Below are 17,942 nucleotides of genomic sequence, written 5' to 3' on the forward strand. Positions count from 1 at the left end.
ATACGCGGGGGCCGCCGGACTGGATGCAGCCGCGCCGGCCCGCCGAGCGGCGGCAGCTGCAAGGCAGCGTTCCGCTGATGCGCTTGATGGGCCGTGCGTGCGGCGCGGATAGTGGCCGGCCATCTGCCTGAGGTCCGCCATGTCGCGACTGTTTGCTCCCGTCTCGTTCGGCCCGCTGACGCTGGCCAACCGCATCGTGGTTGCACCGATGTGCCAGTACGCCAGCAGCGACGGGCTGGCCAACGACTGGCACGTGCAGCACTGGGGCACGCTGGCGCAGTCGGGTGCGGGCCTGCTGCTGACCGAAGCCACCGCGGTGCTGCCCGAGGGTCGCATCAGCTGGGCCGACCTGGGCCTGTACGACGACGCCTGCGAGGCCGCGTTCGCGCAGGCGCTGGCGGGCGTGCGGCGCTGGTCGCAGATGCCGGTGGGCGTGCAGCTGGCGCATGCGGGGCGCAAGGCCTCCACCCATCGTCCGTGGCAGCACGGTGGCGCCGCCATCGCGCCGGATGCGCCGCACGGCTGGCAGACGGTGGCGCCCTCCGCGCTGCGCTATGCGGAAACCGACCCGCTGCCAGAGGCGCTGGACGCTGTCGGCGTCGCCCGGGTGGTGCAGGCGTTCGCGCGGGCGGCGCGCCGGGCGGCGCGGCTGGGGCTGGATGCCATCGAAATCCACGCCGCGCACGGTTACCTGCTGCATCAGTTCCTGTCGCCGCTCAGCAATCATCGCGACGATGCCTACGGCGGCTCGTTGGAAAACCGCATGCGGTTGGTGCTGGAGGTGTTCGACGCGATCCGCGCCGAGGTGCCGGCGACGATGGCGGTGGGCGTGCGCATTTCCGCCACCGACTGGGTGGACGGCGGCTGGGACCTGGCCCAGAGCATTGCGCTGGCGCGGGCGCTGGATGCGCGCGGTTGCCACTACCTGCATGTGTCCAGCGGCGGCCTGGATCCGTCCCAGCGCATCGTCGCCGGGCCGGGCTACCAGCTGCCGTTCGCGGAGGCGCTCCGCCGCGAGATCGCCATGCCGGTGATCGGCGTGGGCCTGATCACCACCGCGGAGCAGGCCGAAGCCGCGCTGGCGCAGGGCCGCGCCGACGCCATCGCACTGGGGCGGGCGCTACTCTACGATCCCCGTTGGCCGTGGCATGCGGCCGCCGCGCTGGGCGCGACCGTCGCCACCTCGCCGCGTTTCCTGCGCGCGCTGCCGCACGGCATGCCGCCGGCACTGGTGCCTGCCACCGGCACCGCCGACTGATTTCCAGGACCCGGAGGTCCCGCCATGCCCACGTCCCCACTGATGCCCGCCGCGTTCCTTGGCCACGGCAGCCCCATGAACGCGCTGGAGCGCAACCGCTTCAGCGAAGCCTGGCGCGCGTTCGGCGCGGCGGTGCCGCGGCCGCGCGCGATCCTGGCGATCTCCGCGCACTGGCATGTGGACGCGCTGGCGGTGACCGCGATGCCGAACCCGCGCACCATCCATGATTTCTACGGCTTCCCGCAGGCGCTGTTCGACGTGCAATATCCGGCGCCGGGGCTGCCGGCGCTGGCGGAGGAAATCGCCGACGTGGTGTCGCCGGACTACGTGGTCGGCGCCGACCGCGAAGCCTGGGGCATCGACCACGGCACCTGGTCGGTGCTGGTGCACGCCTTTCCCGAGGCCGACATTCCGGTGGTGCAGTTGTCGATCGATGCGCGCAAGCCGCTGGACTGGCACCTGGCGCTGGGCGCGAAGCTGGCGGCGCTGCGCGCGCATGGCGTGTTGATCGTGGGTAGCGGCAACGTGGTGCACAACCTGCGCGCGATCGACTGGAAGCAGCCGGACGCCGGCTTCGACTGGGCGCAGCGCTTCGACACCGATGCCAGGCAGCTGATGGCGGAGCGCCCGCACGACATCGCCACGCTGGCGTCGCATCCGGACTATCGGCTGGCGGTGCCCACCGACGAACATTTCCTGCCGCTGCTCTACCTCGCGGGCCTGTCCGCCGCGGCGGGCCGCCCCGCCGACGTGCTGGTGGACGGCTACAGCTACGGCTCGCTGTCGATGACCGCGTTCACCCTGGATGCGGACTGCCCGGAGCGTACCGGCGATGCCGGTGGCGCGGCGTCGCTGGACACCAGCGTGGCGCCGGAAAACGCCAACGTCTGACGGGGCGGCTCAGCCCGCCGCCGCGCCCAGCGTCTCGCGCACGGTAGCGTGGAGCTGCCGGCGCATGCTCAGCCAGCCGGCCAGCATCGCCGCGGCGGTGCCGGCCAGCGCGCCGATCGCCAGCGTGCCGGCGTTCCAGGTGGGCGGCAGGTCCAGCACGCGCTGCGCGAACAAGCTGCCGATGCCGGCCGCGGCGACTGCCGCAATCCCGCCGGAAATCGCCCCGATCGCGCCGAATTCCACCAGTTGCGCGGTGCGCAGCTGCGCGCTGCTGGCGCCCAGGGTGCGCAGCACCCCCAGTTCGACGATGCGCTCGCGGCGGGTCGCCGCCACCGCCGCCACGAACACCAGGCAGCCGGACAGGAAGGCGAACCAGAACACCACCTGGATCACCAGCGCGGCCTGGTCGCCGATGCGGCGGATCTCGCCGGTGACGGCGTCGATGTCGATCACGTTGGCGTTCGGGATCTCGTGCGACAGCGCCGTTGCCAGCGTCGCGTCGCCGGCGGGCACACGCACCGAGGTGATCCAGGTGGCGGGCAGGTCACGGGCCAGGTCGGGCGAGGCCAGCACGAAGAAGTTGGGGGTGAAGCTCTCCCAGCGCACGTCGCGCAGGCTGGTGATGCGGCCTTCGATGCGCTGGCCGGCAACGTCGAACGCCAGGGTGTCTCCCAGCCGCCAGCGCAGCTGTTGGGCGAACTTGGTTTCCACCGAGAATTCGTTGCGCGCGCTGGCCGGGTTCCAGAACTTTCCGGCGTTGAGCTTGTTGCCGGTGGGCAACGCGTCGGCGGTGGAGAGGTTGAATTCGCGGTCCATCAGCCGCTCGCCGCGGCCCTGCGGCGCAGGCCGGCCGCGCTCGCCGGCACTGGGCCCGACGTAGCGCGCGCGGATCATCGGCGACAGTCCCACCGAGGGATAGTCCAGCCGCGCGAGCACCGCGTTGAAGGTGGCGCGCTGGTCCGGCTGCACGTTGATGACGAAGCGGTTGGGCGCATCGCCACGCACGGTGGCCTGCCATTGTTCCCACACGTCGGTGCGCACCAGCAGGAGCAGCAGCAGCGCCATCAGGCTGGTGCCCAGCGCCACCACCTGGGCGATGGTCAGCCGGCGCCGCCGCGACAGGTTGAGCAGGGCGTAGCGGACGATCCCGCTGCCGGCGCGTCCGGCGCGCGCCACCAGCGCCGCCAGTGCCCAGCCGGCGAGGCCCAGCACGGCGGCGGTGACCAGCAGGCCGCCCAGCAGGATGGCGCCGGTGGTGGCGTTGCCGGCGGCCTGCCAGAACAGCGCCAGCAGCCCGCCCAGGGCCAGCCCGAACAGCAGCAGCGCCGGTGGCGAGGGCGTGCGCAGGTCCTGGCGCAGCACCGCCAGCGCGCTGACCCGACGCAGCGCCAGTAGCGGCGGCAGGGCGAAGGTGGCGAGGATCCACAGCCCCACCAGCGCGCCTTTGAGTAGCGGCCAGGCGGTTGCCGGCGGCAGCGCGGTGCCCAGCTCGCGCGCGATCCACACCCCCGCCAGCTGTTGCAGCAGGGCCGCCGCCAGCAGTGCCAGCGCGATGGCGACCGCGCCGAGGATCGCCAGCTGGCCGATGTAGAGCCCGACGATGGCGCGCTGGCCGGCGCCAAGCGCGCGCAGGGTGGCGGCAATCGCGCGATGGCGTTCGGCGTGCTGGCGCGCGGCCATGCCGATGGCCACCGCCGCCAGCGCTGCGGTCAGCAAGAGTGAGACCGACAGGAAGCGCTGCGCCCTTTCCAGCGCGTTGCGCAGCTGCGGGCTGAGGTCGTCGCCGGTTTCCACCCGCGCGCCGGGGCTGCGGTCGGCCTCGCGCGCTTTCACCCAAGGCGCGATGGCCGCCGGCGGGCCGGCCACCGCCACCCGCCACGAGGCCCGCGCGCCGGGGCCGAGCAGGCCGCCGGCCTCCACCTCGGCCAGCGGCAGGATTGCGCGCGGCCCCAGCTCCACGCCGCCAATCGGACGATCCGGTTCTTCCACCACGATGCCGGCCAGCCGCAGCGGCCGGCCGCCGACTTCGATCATCGCGCCCGGCCTGGCCTGCAGTCGCGCCGCGCCGCTTTCGCTCAGCCACAGCGTGCCGGCTGCCGGTCGCGGCAGCCGCTGCACGCCGCGTTCGGTGCGCACGCTGTACGGCCCCAGCAGCGGCGCATCGCCGGCCAGCGCCTTCAGCGTGCCCAGCTGCGGCGCGCCGCCGCGCAGGCCGACCATGCTGGCCAATTCCACCGTGCGATAGCTGCGCAGGCCCAGCCGCTGCGCGTCGCGCAGGGCGGCGTCCACCGCGCGGTTGTCGCTGCTGAAGGCGGCATCGCCACCGACCAGCCGGCGGCTCTGCGCGGTCAGTGCATCGGTGGTGCGTTGCGCAATACTGCCCACGCCCGCCAGCGCCAGCACCGCCACGAACAGCGCCGCCAGCAGCACCCCGAATTCGCCGTTGCGCCAGCCCGACCAGGCCTGCCGCGCGGCCATCCGCGCCAGCCGGCTCACGGCAGCAGCCGCCCGGCGTCCAGCCGCAGCAGGCGGTCGCAGCGTGCGGCCAGGCGCTCGTCATGGGTGACCACGACCACCGTGGTGGCACGCGCATCGTCCATGCCGAACAGCAGGTCCTCGATCGCCAGCCCCGTCTTGCGGTCCAGATTGCCGGTGGGCTCGTCGGCGAACAGGATCCGTGGCCGGGTGGCGAAGGCGCGGGCAATCGCCACCCGCTGCTGCTCGCCGCCGGACAGCTGGCGCGGCAGGTGGTGCAGGCGCTGGCCCAGGCCGACTTTTTCCAGCAGCGCGCGCGCCGCCGCGCCGCCGCTCTCGCCGCGCAGTTCCAGCGGCAGCGCCACGTTGTCCAGCGCGCTCATCGCCGGCATCAGCTGGAAGTTCTGGAACACGAAGCCGACCGCACGGGCGCGCAGCGCGGCGCGGGTGTCCTCGCTGGTGGTGTGGATCGGTTGGCCGTCCAGCCAGACCTCGCCGCGGCTGGGCAGGTCCAGCCCGGCCAGCAGCGACAGCAGGGTGGTCTTGCCGGAGCCGGACTCGCCGACGATGGCGACCCGCTCGCCGGCGGCGATGTCCAGGTTGATCGCATCGAGGATGGTCAGCGCGCCGTCCGGCAGCGCCACGGTCTTGCCGACGTCGCGCGCGCGCAGGCTGCCCGGTCCGGGCGTGCTAGCGTTTGCGGCAACCGGAACGGGAGTGGGCGCGATGGTGTCGGCGGTGCGGGCGTGGGTGCTGGGCGTGTGCGTCATGCTGGCGATGCTAGCCGCATCCGAGGCCGATGCACGTGAGCGGAAAGTACTGGTCATGGGCGACTCATTGTCGGCCGCCTACGGCCTGCGCCCGGAGCAGGGCTGGGTGGCGCTGGCCGATGCGAAGTCGGCGCGCTACGCCTTCCACAACGCCAGCATTTCCGGCGAAACCAGCGCCGGCGGGCGCAGCCGCATCGATGCCGAACTGGCCCGCGTGCAGCCGGACATCGTCGTCATCGAACTGGGTGCCAACGATGGCCTGCGCGGGCTGCCGCTGCGGCAGCTGGGCGCCAATCTGGGCTGGATGATCGGCGCCTCGCGCAAGGCCGGCGCGCAGGTGCTGCTGGTAGGACTGCAGCTGCCGCCCAACTTCGGCCGCTATGCGGTCGATTTCCAGCGCAGCTACCTGCTGATCAGCCAGCGCCTGGGCACCGGGCTGATCCCGCATTTCCTCGCCCCGCTGGGCACCGAGCGCAAATGGTTCCAGGGCGACAACCTGCACCCGGTTGCCGCCGCGCAGCCGCTGCTGGCGGACCAGGTGCTGGCTGCGCTGGACGAACTGCCGGCGCGCTGAACCTCAGCCCTGCTCGCGCGCGATCGCGCGCCAGCCGATGTCGCTGCGGTGGAACTCGTGCACCCAGCGGATCGCATCGACGCCTGCATAGGCATTGCGCTGCGCTTCCGACACGCTCGCGCCCAGCGCGGTCACGCACAGCACCCGGCCCCCGGCGCTGAGCACGCGGCCGTCGGCGTCCAGCGCGGTGCCGGCGTGGAAGACCTTGGCGCTGGCGGGCACGCCATCCAGCCCTGAAATCACCTCGCCGCTGACCGGCGTGTCCGGGTACGGCTTCGAGGCCATCACCACGCCCAGCGACGGGCGCGGATCCCATTGCGCTTCGATGCCATCGAGCTTGCCGTCGATGGCGGCCTCCACCAGTTCGACCAGGTCCGACTGCAGGCGCAGCATCACCGGCTGGGTTTCGGGGTCGCCGAAGCGGACGTTGAACTCGATGACCTTGGGCGCGCCGCTGGCGTCGATCATCAGCCCGGCATACAGGAAGCCGGTGAACGGAATGCCGTCCCGGATCATGCCCTGCACGGTGGGATGCACCACCTCGCGCATCACCCGCGCGTGCACCTCGGGCGTGACCACCGGCGCCGGCGAATACGCGCCCATGCCGCCGGTGTTGGGGCCGGTGTCGCCGTCGCCCACGCGCTTGTGGTCTTGCGAGGTCGCCATCGGCAGCGCGGTATGGCCGTCCACCATCGAGATGAAACTGGCTTCCTCGCCATCGAGGAATTCCTCGATGACGACGCGTGCGCCGGCATCGCCAAAAGCGTTGCCGCTGAGCATGTCGCGGACCGCGGCTTCGGCCTCGTCGAGGGTCATCGCCACGATCACGCCCTTGCCGGCGGCCAGGCCATCGGCCTTGATGACGATGGGCGCGCCCTTGGCACGCACGTAGGCCAGCGCGGCATCGACCTCGGCGTGCACTTCGTAGAACGCGGTGGGGATGCCGTGGCGGGCGAGGAAGTCCTTGGCGAAAGCCTTGCTGCCCTCCAGCTGCGCGGCGGCGGCGGTGGGCCCGAAAATGCGCAGGGATGCGGCGCGGAAGCGATCCACCACGCCCGCGACCAGCGGCACTTCCGGCCCGACCACGGTCAGCGCCACGGCTTCGTCCTGCGCCAGTGCAAGCAGGCCGTCGATGTCGGTCACCTTGGCCGCGACGTTGCGGCACTTCGCCTCGCGCGCGGTGCCGGCGTTGCCCGGCGCGACGATGACTTCACTGACACGCGGTGATTGCGCCAGCTTCCACGCCAGCGCGTGCTCGCGACCGCCGGAACCGATGACGAGGAGTTTCATGTGCGGATCTCCGTGAAGGGACTCCCGCCCCTGCGTGCAGGGGAGGGTTGGGGTGGGGTGTGTTCTTTACACGCTAGAGCGCAACCCCCTCCCGGCCTCCCACTGCACGCGGGGGGAGGAGACAAGCATCAATGCCGGAAATGCCTGACGCCGGTGAACACCATCGCGATCCCGTGCTCGTCCGCCGCCGCGATCACTTCCGCGTCGCGCATCGAGCCGCCCGGCTGGATCACTGCCTTGATGCCGGCTTCGCCGGCGGCGTCGATGCCGTCGCGGAACGGGAAGAAGGCATCGCTGGCCATCACCGACCCGGGCACGACCAGGCCTGCGTCGGTCGCCTTGATGCCGGCGATGCGCGCGGAATACACGCGGCTCATCTGGCCGGCGCCGACGCCAATCGTGCGGTTGTCCTTCGCGTAGACGATCGCGTTGGACTTGACGAACTTCGCCACCTTCCACGCGAACAGCAGATCATTGAACTGCGCGTCGGTCGGCGGCAGTTGCGACACCACCTTCAGCTCGTCGCGGTTGACCACACGATCGTCGGCGGTCTGCATCAGCAGGCCGGAGTTGACCCGCTTGGTGTCGATGAAGTGCTTGGATGGCGGCGCCAGCGGGATGCGCAGCACGCGCACGTTGGCCTTCCTCGATGCGTAGGCCAGCGCCTCGTCGTCGTAGTCGGGCGCGATCAGCACTTCGACGAACTGGCGGTCGAGGATGGTGCGGCAGGTCGCGCCATCGAGCTTCGTGTTGAAGGCGAGGATGCCGCCGAAGGCGCTGGTGGGGTCGGTGGCATAGGCGGCCTCGTAGGCATCAAAGCAGCCGTTGCCGATCGCCACGCCGCAGGGGTTGGCGTGCTTGACGATCACGCAGGCCGGCGCGTCGAACTGGCGCACGCATTCCCACGCCGCATCGCTGTCGGCGATGTTGTTGTAGCTGAGCTCCTTGCCCTGCAGCTGGGTGAAGGTGGCCAGCGACCCGGGGGCCGGCCACAGGTCGCGGTAGAACGCGGCCTGCTGGTGCGGGTTCTCGCCGTAGCGCAGGTCCATCACCTTGACGAAGTTGCCGTTGGCCTGCGCCGGGAACTGCATCGGTGCACCGTCCTCGCCGAGCGACGACAGGTAGCTGCTGATGCAGGCGTCGTAGATGGCGACGTCGTTGAATGCCGTCACCGCCAGCTGCCAGCGGGTCTTCGCCGAGAGGGCGCCGGCGTTGGCGGCGAGTTCTTCGACCAGGCCGGCGTACTGCGCCGGCGCGGTGGCCACGGCGACGCGGGCGAAATTCTTGGCCGCGCTGCGCAGCATCGCCGGCCCGCCGATGTCGATGTTCTCGATGATGTCTTCGAAGCGGCTGTCCGGATTGGCCGACACCCGCGCGAACGGGTACAGGTTCAGCACCAGCAGGTCGATGGCGCCGATGCCGTGCTGCGCCATCACCGCATCGTCCACCCCGGCGCGCCCCAGCAGGCCGCCGTGCACCTTCGGGTGCAGGGTCTTGACGCGGCCGTCCATCATTTCCGGAAAGCCGGTCACCTCGCTGACGTCCTTCACCGCCAGGCCGGCCTCGCGCAGCGCCCTGGCGGTGCCACCGGTGGACAGCAGTTCGACGCCGTGGGCGGAAAGCGCCGTGGCGAATTCGATCAGGCCGGTCTTGTCGGAAACGGAGAGCAGGGCGCGGCGGACGGTCACCGGCGCGCCGGAAAGGAAGTCGGCGGACATGCGTGGAAGGGGGCGGTGGGGAAGCGTCGATTATACGGTGCCGGCCCGCTGCGCCCGGCCTGCGCCGGCCTCAGCCCATGCCGTAGTCGCGCAGCTTCTTGCGCAGGGTGGCGCGGTGGATGCCCAGCATCGCCGCGGCGCGGCTCTGGTTGCCGTCGCAGTGGCGCAGCACTTCGGCGAACAGGGGAATCTCCAGCTCGCGCAAGGCGATGCTGTACAGGTCGTCGGTGTCGCTGCCGTCAAGGTCGCGCAGGTAGCGGCGCACGGCGTCGGCGACATGCTCACGCAACGGCGCGCGCGGCGCGGCGTCCTGACGGTGTTCGGAAGGCGTCAACTGAGATCCCTTGGGCAGGCCGCCGGCATCGAGCGCGTGGGGCGGCGCAGCGAGTCTAGCGCGGCGATTGCGGCGGTGTCAGTGCCCGCGCGCATTCATCGCAGCATTGTTGACCGCCTTCTCGCTTCGCGCGGACTTACTCGAAGCGGAAGTCGAAACCGACCACGCCCGGTGCCGGTTCGACGATGTCGAAGGCAATCTGGCTGGCCTGGCCCGGCGCGATCCGCGCGCTGCGTGCGGTACCGGTGGGCAGGTAGTCGGCCGGCTGGAAGCGGCGCGTGCCGAGGGTGCGGCCGTTGAGGTCGGACAGGGTCAGGCGCAGCGCCGGCCATGGCTGTGGCCAGTGCGCATCGTTGCGGAAGCTGGCCTGCACGCGCAGCACGCCCGGACGCTCGGGTGGGGCGATCACGTCGCGCGAGAGCAGGGCGAACGCGGCGGGCTCGTGCCATGCCGGCAGCGTGCAGCCCAGCGCGCCGCAGGTCGCCTCCAGCAGCGGCCGCAGCTGCGTGCTGGCGGCCAGGCGCTCGCGCTGCAACCACCCCAGCTGCGCCAGCAGCACCAGCGCCAGGGCTGCTGCCGCCAGCCACTCGCCACGCTGGCGATTGGCCGTGGCGGAACCGGCGAGGACGAAGCTGGGTGCGCGACTCATCCCTGCACCGGGCTGGCGTTGCGCACGCCGTCGATGCGCACCCAGTCTTCCTCGCGCGCCACCTGCAGGGCATCGAACCACGGCGCGAAGCGCACCAGCAGTTCGCCCTCCTGCCCGGCGAGGATGCCGGACATGGCGATGCGGCCGCCGGCAGCGGTGCGCGTGGCCAGCGCCTCGGCAAGTGCGTCCAGCGCCGAGGCGAGGATGTTGGCCACCACCACCGGATAGGTGGCGACCGGCTCTTCCGCAGGCAGGTGCACGTCGATGGCGACGCCGTTGCGCTGCGCGTTGTCGTGGGTGGCGGTGATCGCCTGCGGGTCGTTGTCCACGCCGACCGCGCGCGCCGCGCCCAGCTTCAGCGCCGCCAGTGCGAGGATGCCGCTGCCGCAGCCGAAGTCGAGCACGGCCTTGCCCTGCAGTTCGTCGGCGGCGGCGAGGCTGTCCAGCCAGCGCAGGCACAGCGCGGTGGTGGGATGGGTGCCGGAGCCGAACGCCAGACCCGGATCGAGGCGGACGATGGCGGCGTCCGGCGCCTGCGCGTCCTCGGGCAGCGGATGGTCCCAGGGCACGATCCAGCAGCGTTCGCCGAATCGCATCGGTTGGAACATGTCCAGCCAGGCGCGTTCCCAGTCCTGGTCCTCGACCTTCTCGAAGCGTGCGCGGCTCCAGTCCAGCCCCGGATCGAACGCGTCCAGCGCGGCCAGCAACACCAGCGCGTCGGTTTCCTCCGGGAACAGTGCGGTCAGGGTCATCTCGTCCCACAGCGGGATCTCGCCGACGCCGGGCTCGAAGATCGCCTGTTCGTCGGCGGCGTCCAGATGCGCGTCCTGCAGGGTGACCGCCAGCGCCCCCACGTCGTCCAGCGCGCGCTCGATGCGCGGCTGCTGGGCTTCGGTGCTGGGAAGGGTCAGTTGCAGATAGGGCATGGCGAGGATGGCGCGTGGCGGTCGCGCCATTCTCGCAGGTTCATCGTGGGCTGCGCGGGCGCCTCAACCACCCAGCAGGCCTTTCAGCAGGCCCTTCATGTTGGGGCGCTTCTGTGGCGGCGCCTTGCCGCCGTCGCCTTCGTCCTGCTCCTGCGGCATGCCCATCTCGCCGAAGTCCAGGCCCAGCATCGCGGTGGCGGTGGACTTGGCGCGCAGGCGCACGCTCCATTCTGGGTTCCACGGCTGCTTCGGATCGGCCGGCTTGGGCGGGTAGGTGATCCAGTGCTCGGGCCCATAGGCGGTCATCATCAGCATCGCCGGCACCATCCCGGTTTCGCCGCCGGCGGCGCTGGCGAAGATGCCCTTTGGCACCACGCAGCTGGTGGCCGAGGCCGGCAGCAGGATCTTCTTCTTCAGCCATTTGTCGATGCTGCCACCGGTCAGGTAGGCGTGCAGTTCGCTGCCGGCGCCGGGCACGTCGGCACTGCTCCACACGGTCAAGGTGTAGGACCGTTCGCTGGCCATTTCCATGCGCATGCCGGTAATGAAGTAGGCGCGTGCGCGCGCCACCGACGGCCAGTCCAGCGCGACCGCGTCGGCTGGCTCGCCCTGCGCGCGCAGCCCCAGCTTCGGCATGAAGTCGGCGGCTTCGTCCACGTTGAACGACATCGACGCCGGGATGCCGCTGCCGGTGACCTGATGGCCGCCGGCCAGCCTTGCACCTGCCGGCACCTGCCGGCCATGCTGCGGATTCGGCCAGTAGACGAAGCCGGGCTTGAGGTCGATGTCGCGGTCCGGGACGTACAGGCCCTTCGAGAAGCTGCCGCTGGACTCCACGCTGACCCCGGTCATGCCCGCGGCGCCCTTCTTCGGATTGATCAGGCCGCCCTTGACCTTGATGCTGGCCAGCTTTGGCTGGCCAGCCCGCACCGCCGCGCCGCAGCCCCAGTATTCGCGGATCTGCAGCTCGACGTCGGGCACCGTGCCGATTTCGGATGTGGTTTTGCCATGGCCGTTCGGCTGGAAAGGCAGCAGGGTCAGCGACCTGCCCAGGTTCAGCCCGGCTGGCACCAGCTCCTGCGCCTCCACGCCGGGCTTCAGCGCGTTGTGCAGGGCGATATCCAGGTACTGGCCGGTCATGCCGGCGGCGCGGGTGGAAGGGTAGGCAGGTTTGAACGCCTCGCCGCCGCCCATGCGCTTGGCCATGAAGCCGCCAAGTCCGCCCATCATCGCGCCCATGTCCGGCATCCCCGCCATGTTGTGGGTGGCGATGTCGATGTAAAGATTGGTGGGCGGCGTCTTGCCCTGCTGGCTCGCGGCGGGCAACGCCAGCAGCGTGGTGGCGAGGGCGATCAACGGGGCGGTGCGGCGCATGGTGGACTCCGGAAGCAGCGGTGGCTTCCGGTTACAGCGGAAAAAGCCGGCGCAAGCGGACATCGGCCGCCCTACGCCGGCGCCGTGCGCCCGCTCAGAGCAGCGAGAGCGCCTTTTCCTTGCGCTCGGCCAGGCGCTTTTCGAGGTAATGGATGTTCTGGCCGCCCTGGGTGAAACCGCCGTCGGCGAGGATGCGCTGCTGCAGCGGGATGTTGGTCTTGATCCCGTCCACCACCATTTCGCTCAGCGCCACCCGCATGCGGGCGATCGCCTGCGCGCGGTCGGCGCCGTGGACGATCAGCTTGCCGATCATCGAGTCGTAGTTCGGCGGGACGCGGTAGCCCTCGTAGATGTGCGAATCCACCCGCACGCCGGGGCCGCCCGGGGCATGGAAGTGCTGGATCAGGCCGGGGCAGGGAAAGAAGTTGTCCGGGTCCTCGGCGTTGATGCGGCACTCGATGGCGTGGCCGTTCAGCACCACGTCGCTCTGCTTGATCGACAGCCGGTGGCCCGCGGCGATCAGCAGCTGCTCGCGCACCAGGTCGATGCCGGTGACCAGCTCGGTCACCGGGTGCTCCACCTGGATGCGGGTGTTCATCTCGATGAAGTAGAAGCGGCCGTTCTCGTACAGGAACTCGAAGGTGCCGGCGCCGCGGTAGCCGATGCGCAGGCAGGCTTCCACGCAGACCTTGCCGATTTCCGCGCGCTGCGCGTCGGTGATGCCGGGTGCGGGCGCTTCCTCCACCACTTTCTGGTGGCGGCGCTGCATCGAACAGTCGCGTTCGCCCAGGTGGATGGCGCTGCCCTGGCCGTCGGCGAGCACCTGGATCTCCACGTGGCGCGGGTTCTCCAGGAACTTCTCCATGTAGACCATGTCGTTGCCGAACGCGGCCTTGGCTTCCTGCTTGGTGGTGGCGATGGCGTTCACCAGCGCGGCCTCGGTGTGGACCACGCGCATGCCGCGCCCGCCGCCGCCGCCGGCCGCCTTGACGATGACCGGATAGCCGATCTCCGCCGCGATCTTGACGTTGGTGGCCGCATCGTCGCCCAGCGGGCCGCCGCTGCCCGGCACGCAGGGCACGCCCGCCGCCTTCATCGCGCGGATCGCCTCGACCTTGTCGCCCATCAGGCGGATGGTGTCGGCCTTCGGGCCGATGAACACGAAGCCGCTCTGCTCCACCCGCTCGGCGAAGTCGGCGTTTTCGGACAGGAAGCCGTAGCCCGGGTGGATGGCCTGGGCGTCGGTGACCTCGGCCGCGGCGATGATCGCCGGCATGTTGAGGTAGCTCTCCGCCGAAGGCGCCGGGCCGATGCAGACGGACTCGTCCGCCATCGCCACGTGCTTGAGGTTGCGGTCGACGGTGGAATGCACCGCGACGGTGCGGATGCCCAGCGCGTGGCAGGCGCGCAGGATGCGCAGCGCGATTTCGCCGCGGTTGGCGATGACGACTTTCTCGAGCATGGCTGCTTACCCGATGACGAACAGCGGCTGGTCGAATTCGACCGGCTGGCCGCTTTCGCACTTGATCGCCAGCACGGTGCCGGAGACCTCGGCCTCGATCGGGTTGAACATCTTCATCGCCTCGATGATGCCCAGCGTGTCGCCGGCCTTGACCGCCTGGCCAATCGACACGAATGCCGGCTTGTCCGGCGAGGGGCTGGCGTAGAACGTGCCCACCATCGGCGCGCGCATCACGTGGCCGGCCGGCAGTTCCGGGTCGGCGGGCTTGGGGCTGCCGCCGGTGGCGGCCTGCACCGGCGAGTTCATCGGCATCGCCGGGGCGGCGGCTGCCATCATCTGGTGCATGACCGGCGCCGGCGCGGCGGCGGCCAACCCGCCCTTCGGCATCCGCGCCAGGCGCACGGACTCCTCGCCTTCCTTGATCTCGATTTCGGCGAGGTTCGATTCTTCCAGCAGGTCGATCAGCTTCTTGATCTTGCGCAGATCCATGACGGGTCCTCTTGCTTGGGTCCGGCGGCGTTGATGCGCGGCGCGGGGGTGGAATGGGGAAAGACGGTGCGCCCCGGATCAGTGGGCCAGCCGTTGCAGCGCGGCGTCCAGGGCATAGCGGTACGAGTCCGCGCCGAAGCCGCAGACCACGCCCACCGCCTTGTCGCTGAAATAGCTGTGCTGGCGGAACGGCTCGCGGGCGTGCGGGTTGGACAGGTGGATCTCGATGAAGGGGATGGCCACCGCGGCCAGCGCATCGCGCAGCGCGATCGAGGTGTGGGTGAAGGCGGCGGGGTTGATCAGGATGAACGCGGTGCCATCCAGGCGGGCGGCCTGCACCCGGTCCACCAGCGCATGCTCGGCATTGGACTGGAAGCTGTGCAGCACATGTCCGGCCGCCTGCGCGCGCGCCGCCAGGTCGGCATCGATGTCGGCCAGCGTGGTGTGCCCGTACACCTCCGGCTCGCGGCTGCCGAGCAGGTTGAGGTTGGGGCCGTGCAGGAGCAGCAGGGTTGCCATCGGTTGGGTCGGATGCCCCGGAAAACAGGCGCGCAGTGTCCCGCGAAAGGTGGATGCTGTCCAGTTCGGCGAACTTTTGCCGGATAACGGGGTTTTAATCGGATGTTGGAGCGGCGGCTCTAAATGGTGGCGAGCTGCTTCGCCGCAAGGGCCGTGTTCCTGGCGGCGGACGACGGGCTCCGCGGACACATTGCCACGGAACCCGTAGTCAACGCGTGGATGCAGCGCCCGCCCACGCGGCGATGTCGGCGGCATCCGTGAACGGCCCGATCCGGGTCTTCAGCAGCCGCCCGTCGGCCGACACCAGTATCGAATAGGGCAGCACGCCGGCCGGATTGCCCAGCCGCACGCCGGCATCGGCCGGGCCGGCGGCATCCAGCAGCACCGGGTAGGTGATGCCGTGCTGGCGCAGGAACGCCGCCACGGCGGCGGCATCGTCCAGGGCGATGCCGACCACCCGTACGCCGCCGGCGCCCTGGGCGTTGACAAAGGCCTTTCCAGCGTCGGCCGACTGTTGGTCGGCGAAGGCCTGCAGGTCCGGCATTTCCTTCAGGCAGGGCGCGCACCAGGTCGCCCACAGGTTGACCAGGGTGGTGCGCCCGGCCCAGGCGGCGGGAATGGCGACCGGCTGGCCGCTGACATCGGGCAGCGTCATTGCCGGCACGATGCCGCCTTTTTTGGCGACGCTGACGCCGGCGGGCGCAGCCGGCGCGCGCGCCTTCAGCGAGGCATCCAGCACCTGCTGGCCCACCTCGGTGCCGGCCAGGCGGTAGGCGATGGTCGGCTCGAACAGCAGGCTGGCGCCGGCGCCGGCAATCGCCGCCAGCAGCGCCACCACCAGCACCGCGCGGTTGGACGGCATCAGCGCGCGGCCTCGCGCAGGGCGTCTTCCACCATGCCGGCGGTCAGCAGGGTGGGCAGGATGCGACCTTCGGCGCCGCCACGGGGATACACCACGTACAGCGGCACGCCGACCGCGCGATGACGCTGCAGGTAGGCGGTGATGGCCGGGTCGACGTCGGTGTAGTCGCCGACCATGTAGACGGCGTTGGCCGCCTCCAGCGCGCTGCGGAACCGATCACGGGCGAACACGGTCTTCTCGTTGGCCTTGCAGGTCACGCACCAGTCGGCGGTCATGTTGACGAACACTGGCCGGCCCTGCGCGCGCAGGTCGGACAGCGCCTGCTCCGACCACGCCACACTGGAGATGCCGGCCGGCGCCGCCACGACATTGGCCTGCGGCCGCGGCAAGGCATGCAGTTTCGCCAACGGCCAGCCGACCGCCAGCAACGCAGCCAGTGCCAGCACCTGCCAGCCGCGGGCCCCGCCGTTGCGCGCCCGCATCCATGCCCACGCGGCCAGTGCCAGCGTGATGGCCGCGGCGAGCCACAATCCGGCAGCGTCGGCCCCACGCAGCTTGGCCAGCACCCACACCAGCCAGGCCGCGGTGGCATACAGCGGGAACGCCAGCAGCTGCTTGAGCGTTTCCATCCACGCGCCCGGTTTCGGCAACAGGCGGGCGAAGGCCGGCACGAAGCCGATCAGCAGGAACGGCAGCGCCAGTCCCAGCCCCAGCATCAGGAACACCAGCAGCGCACCGGCGGTGGGGCCGGTGAAGGCGTAGGCCAGCGCCGCGCCCATGAACGGCGCGGTGCAGGGCGTGGCCAGCACCACCGCCAGCACCCCGGTGAAGAAATCGGCGCGCACGCCTTCGCCGCGCAGCAGCGCGCCGGTGCGCTGGCCCAGGCCGACATTGGCCTGCCACAGCCCGGACAGCGACAGCCCCAGCGCGAACATCACCAGCGCCAGCCCGGCCAGCACCAGCGGCTGCTGCAGCTGGAAGCCCCAGCCCAGCGCCAGCCCGGCATGGCGCAGCGCCAGCACCAGCGCGCCCAGCGCCAGCATCGACAGCAGTACGCCTGCGGTATAGGCCAGCGCGTGGCGGCGCGCCTCCCCGCGGCCGGCGCCGCTCTGCGCCAGCGACAGCGCCTTCAGCGACAGCACCGGCAGCACGCAGGGCATCAAGTTGAGGATCAGGCCGCCGCCCAGCGCCAGCAGTAGCGCTGCCAGCAGGCCGGGGGTGTTGCGCTGCGGCGGGGCTTCGCGGACAGGTTGCGGGGCGCTGCCTGCCGCGAGCGCCGAGCCGGATACTTCGGCTGGCAGGGTTGCGGGCGCGGTGTCGCCAGCCGGCGTGGCCGCCAAGGCCGCAGCATCGGCCGCCGCTGCGCCCGCAGCAGGCGCCGCTTCGGCGGGGCCGTCACTGCGCCACGCGTCGAGATTTGCGATTGCCGCCAGCTTCCCCGCCGGCAGCGAAAACGCCAGCCGCCGTGTCATCGGTGGATAGCAGATTCCATTGTCCTGGCAGCCCTGCAGGCCCAGCACCAGGGTGCCGCTGGCGGCGCGGGTGGTGCTGCGCGCCACCGGCAGGGCGATCTCGACCTGGTCGAAATACACCGCCACATCGCCGAAGTGCTCGTCGCGATAGGGCGTGGCGGCGGGCAGCTTGGCCGGCGGCGGCAGCTTCACCGACAGGCCGCGGCCGCCTTCCAGCTGCACCGACAGCTTGTCGCGGTACAGGTAATAGCCGCGCGCCGGGGTCAGCCGCAGCAGCAGGGTGTTGCCGTCCAGCGCGATCAGTTCGCTGCCGAAGGCCTGCGCGGCGGGCAGCGGCGCGGCGTCCACCGCGGCGCCGCGGTTGCCGAGGCCGAACAGCCCGCCGCCGGATTTGCGGCCGGGCAGGAAGCCATCGCCCGCATCGGCCTGCGGCAGCGCCACGCTCAGGGTGCGGGTCTGCGGCGGATAGCACACGCCGGCGTCGGCGCAGCCCTGGTACTTCACCGTCAGCGCGACGCCGGTGGCGGTGGCCGCCGGCACCCCGGTCACGACCCCCACCAGCTGGGTGCGGTAGGTCTCGACGTCGCCGAAGAACTCGTCGCGATGCTTCTTGCCGTCGGGCAGCGCCAGCCGCGGCTCGGCGAAGCTGGCGCCGGCCTTGACCGAGGTGCGGTGCCGATACAGGTAATAGCCGTCGGCAATCTTCCAGCGCACCTCGATGCGGTTGCGCGCGGTGGCCTGCGCCGACAGCACGAACACTTCGTCCACCGGCGGCAGTTCGAAGTCGGCGGCGATGGCCGGGGTGGCGGCCAGCAGGCTCGCGATCAGGGCCGGCGCGGCCAGCCAGCGGCGCAGGCGAAGGGGCAATCCGGTCATCGG

Annotated in this window: 16 protein-coding genes; 3 read left to right on the plus strand and 13 right to left on the minus strand. The window is 71.1% G+C overall.

Features of this window, described 5'->3' with window-relative positions; all coding sequences use genetic code 11:
• Positions 1–139 precede the first annotated feature (139 nt).
• Entirely contained in the window at positions 140–1,258 is a 1,119-nt protein-coding gene (locus G582_RS15760) for an NADH:flavin oxidoreductase/NADH oxidase (protein ID WP_051246881.1), read from the plus strand.
• A gap of 24 nt (positions 1,259–1,282) precedes the next feature.
• The gene (gene ygiD / locus G582_RS0106610; protein ID WP_028839168.1) at positions 1,283–2,149 is read left to right on the plus strand and encodes a 4,5-DOPA-extradiol-dioxygenase; all 867 of its coding nucleotides are present in this window, start codon (positions 1,283–1,285) and stop codon (positions 2,147–2,149) included.
• A gap of 9 nt (positions 2,150–2,158) precedes the next feature.
• Here ygiD and G582_RS0106615 read toward each other — a convergent pair whose 3' ends face one another.
• Together G582_RS0106615 and G582_RS0106620 are read right to left on the minus strand one after the other, a co-directional pair.
• Positions 2,159–4,645 carry an ABC transporter permease gene (locus tag G582_RS0106615; protein ID WP_028839169.1) on the minus strand — a complete coding sequence of 829 codons (2,487 nt, stop codon included), beginning with the start codon at positions 4,643–4,645 and terminating at the stop codon, positions 2,159–2,161.
• Positions 4,642–5,394, minus strand: a complete 753-nt coding sequence (locus G582_RS0106620; protein ID WP_156880331.1) for an ABC transporter ATP-binding protein — start codon at positions 5,392–5,394, stop codon at positions 4,642–4,644. Before G582_RS0106620 ends, G582_RS0106615 begins: the two co-directional genes overlap by 4 nt.
• Positions 5,395–5,401: 7 nt before the next feature.
• Here G582_RS0106620 and G582_RS0106625 point away from each other — a divergent pair, with 7 nt between their 5' ends.
• A complete protein-coding gene (locus tag G582_RS0106625) occupies positions 5,402–5,968 on the plus strand; it encodes an arylesterase (RefSeq protein ID WP_248642705.1) in 567 nt (188 codons plus the stop codon).
• 3 nt (positions 5,969–5,971) lie between these two features.
• Here the strand turns inward: G582_RS0106625 and purD are convergent, their stop codons facing one another.
• From purD to G582_RS0106680, 11 genes are all read right to left on the minus strand, one after another.
• Positions 5,972–7,258, minus strand: coding sequence for a phosphoribosylamine--glycine ligase (purD, locus tag G582_RS0106630; RefSeq protein WP_028839171.1), 1,287 nt, complete (start codon positions 7,256–7,258; stop codon positions 5,972–5,974).
• A gap of 128 nt (positions 7,259–7,386) precedes the next feature.
• A complete protein-coding gene (purH, locus tag G582_RS0106635) occupies positions 7,387–8,976 on the minus strand; it encodes a bifunctional phosphoribosylaminoimidazolecarboxamide formyltransferase/IMP cyclohydrolase (RefSeq protein WP_028839172.1) in 1,590 nt (529 codons plus the stop codon).
• 70 nt (positions 8,977–9,046) lie between these two features.
• Positions 9,047–9,310, minus strand: coding sequence for a DNA-binding transcriptional regulator Fis (gene fis, locus G582_RS0106640; RefSeq protein WP_028839173.1), 264 nt, complete (start codon positions 9,308–9,310; stop codon positions 9,047–9,049).
• 136 nt (positions 9,311–9,446) lie between these two features.
• Positions 9,447–9,959 carry a DUF3426 domain-containing protein gene (locus G582_RS15765; RefSeq protein ID WP_083961036.1) on the minus strand — a complete coding sequence of 171 codons (513 nt, stop codon included), beginning with the start codon at positions 9,957–9,959 and terminating at the stop codon, positions 9,447–9,449.
• Positions 9,956–10,885, minus strand: coding sequence for a 50S ribosomal protein L11 methyltransferase (prmA, locus tag G582_RS0106650; protein WP_028839174.1), 930 nt, complete (start codon positions 10,883–10,885; stop codon positions 9,956–9,958). Before prmA ends, G582_RS15765 begins: the two co-directional genes overlap by 4 nt.
• Before the next feature lie 63 nt (positions 10,886–10,948).
• Complete coding sequence (locus G582_RS15770; RefSeq protein WP_051246886.1) at positions 10,949–12,259, minus strand: hypothetical protein; 1,311 nt, start codon at positions 12,257–12,259, stop codon at positions 10,949–10,951.
• Positions 12,260–12,353: 94 nt separating this feature from the next.
• Positions 12,354–13,721: an acetyl-CoA carboxylase biotin carboxylase subunit gene (gene accC, locus G582_RS0106660; protein WP_028839175.1), complete on the minus strand. Its 1,368-nt coding sequence runs from the start codon at positions 13,719–13,721 to the stop codon at positions 12,354–12,356.
• 6 nt (positions 13,722–13,727) lie between these two features.
• Positions 13,728–14,210: an acetyl-CoA carboxylase biotin carboxyl carrier protein gene (gene accB, locus G582_RS0106665; protein WP_028839176.1), complete on the minus strand. Its 483-nt coding sequence runs from the start codon at positions 14,208–14,210 to the stop codon at positions 13,728–13,730.
• A 78-nt stretch (positions 14,211–14,288) separates the two neighbouring features.
• On the minus strand, positions 14,289–14,729 hold the full coding sequence (aroQ, locus tag G582_RS0106670; RefSeq protein WP_028839177.1) for a type II 3-dehydroquinate dehydratase: 441 nt from the start codon (positions 14,727–14,729) through the stop codon (positions 14,289–14,291).
• Between the two features lie 208 nt (positions 14,730–14,937).
• Positions 14,938–15,591, minus strand: a complete 654-nt coding sequence (locus G582_RS15775; protein ID WP_051246889.1) for a TlpA family protein disulfide reductase — start codon at positions 15,589–15,591, stop codon at positions 14,938–14,940.
• The gene (locus G582_RS0106680) at positions 15,591–17,939 is read right to left on the minus strand and encodes a protein-disulfide reductase DsbD family protein (RefSeq protein ID WP_038053182.1); all 2,349 of its coding nucleotides are present in this window, start codon (positions 17,937–17,939) and stop codon (positions 15,591–15,593) included. The genes G582_RS15775 and G582_RS0106680 overlap by 1 nt, the downstream gene beginning before the upstream one ends.
• Between the last annotated feature and the right edge of the window lie 3 nt (positions 17,940–17,942).

Origin of the sequence: Thermomonas fusca DSM 15424 (assembly GCF_000423885.1) — a bacterium.
GTDB classification, from domain to species: domain Bacteria; phylum Pseudomonadota; class Gammaproteobacteria; order Xanthomonadales; family Xanthomonadaceae; genus Thermomonas; species Thermomonas fusca.

Excerpts from the sequence above, each read along its gene's own strand:
- G582_RS15760 (WP_051246881.1), top strand. The coding sequence starts at position 140 with ATGTCGCGACTGTTTGCTCCCGTCTCGTTCGGCCCGCTGACGCTGGCC.
- ygiD (WP_028839168.1), top strand. The coding sequence starts at position 1,283 with ATGCCCACGTCCCCACTGATGCCCGCCGCGTTCCTTGGCCACGGCAGC.
- G582_RS0106620 (WP_156880331.1), bottom strand. The coding sequence starts at position 5,394 with ATGACGCACACGCCCAGCACCCACGCCCGCACCGCCGACACCATCGCG.
- G582_RS0106625 (WP_248642705.1), top strand. The coding sequence starts at position 5,402 with ATGCTAGCCGCATCCGAGGCCGATGCACGTGAGCGGAAAGTACTGGTC.
- purD (WP_028839171.1), bottom strand. The coding sequence starts at position 7,258 with ATGAAACTCCTCGTCATCGGTTCCGGCGGTCGCGAGCACGCGCTGGCG.
- purH (WP_028839172.1), bottom strand. The coding sequence starts at position 8,976 with ATGTCCGCCGACTTCCTTTCCGGCGCGCCGGTGACCGTCCGCCGCGCC.
- G582_RS15765 (WP_083961036.1), bottom strand. The coding sequence starts at position 9,959 with ATGAGTCGCGCACCCAGCTTCGTCCTCGCCGGTTCCGCCACGGCCAAT.
- prmA (WP_028839174.1), bottom strand. The coding sequence starts at position 10,885 with ATGCCCTATCTGCAACTGACCCTTCCCAGCACCGAAGCCCAGCAGCCG.
- G582_RS15770 (WP_051246886.1), bottom strand. The coding sequence starts at position 12,259 with ATGCGCCGCACCGCCCCGTTGATCGCCCTCGCCACCACGCTGCTGGCG.
- accC (WP_028839175.1), bottom strand. The coding sequence starts at position 13,721 with ATGCTCGAGAAAGTCGTCATCGCCAACCGCGGCGAAATCGCGCTGCGC.
- accB (WP_028839176.1), bottom strand. The coding sequence starts at position 14,210 with ATGGATCTGCGCAAGATCAAGAAGCTGATCGACCTGCTGGAAGAATCG.
- aroQ (WP_028839177.1), bottom strand. The coding sequence starts at position 14,729 with ATGGCAACCCTGCTGCTCCTGCACGGCCCCAACCTCAACCTGCTCGGC.
- G582_RS15775 (WP_051246889.1), bottom strand. The coding sequence starts at position 15,591 with ATGCCGTCCAACCGCGCGGTGCTGGTGGTGGCGCTGCTGGCGGCGATT.
- G582_RS0106680 (WP_038053182.1), bottom strand. The coding sequence starts at position 17,939 with ATGACCGGATTGCCCCTTCGCCTGCGCCGCTGGCTGGCCGCGCCGGCC.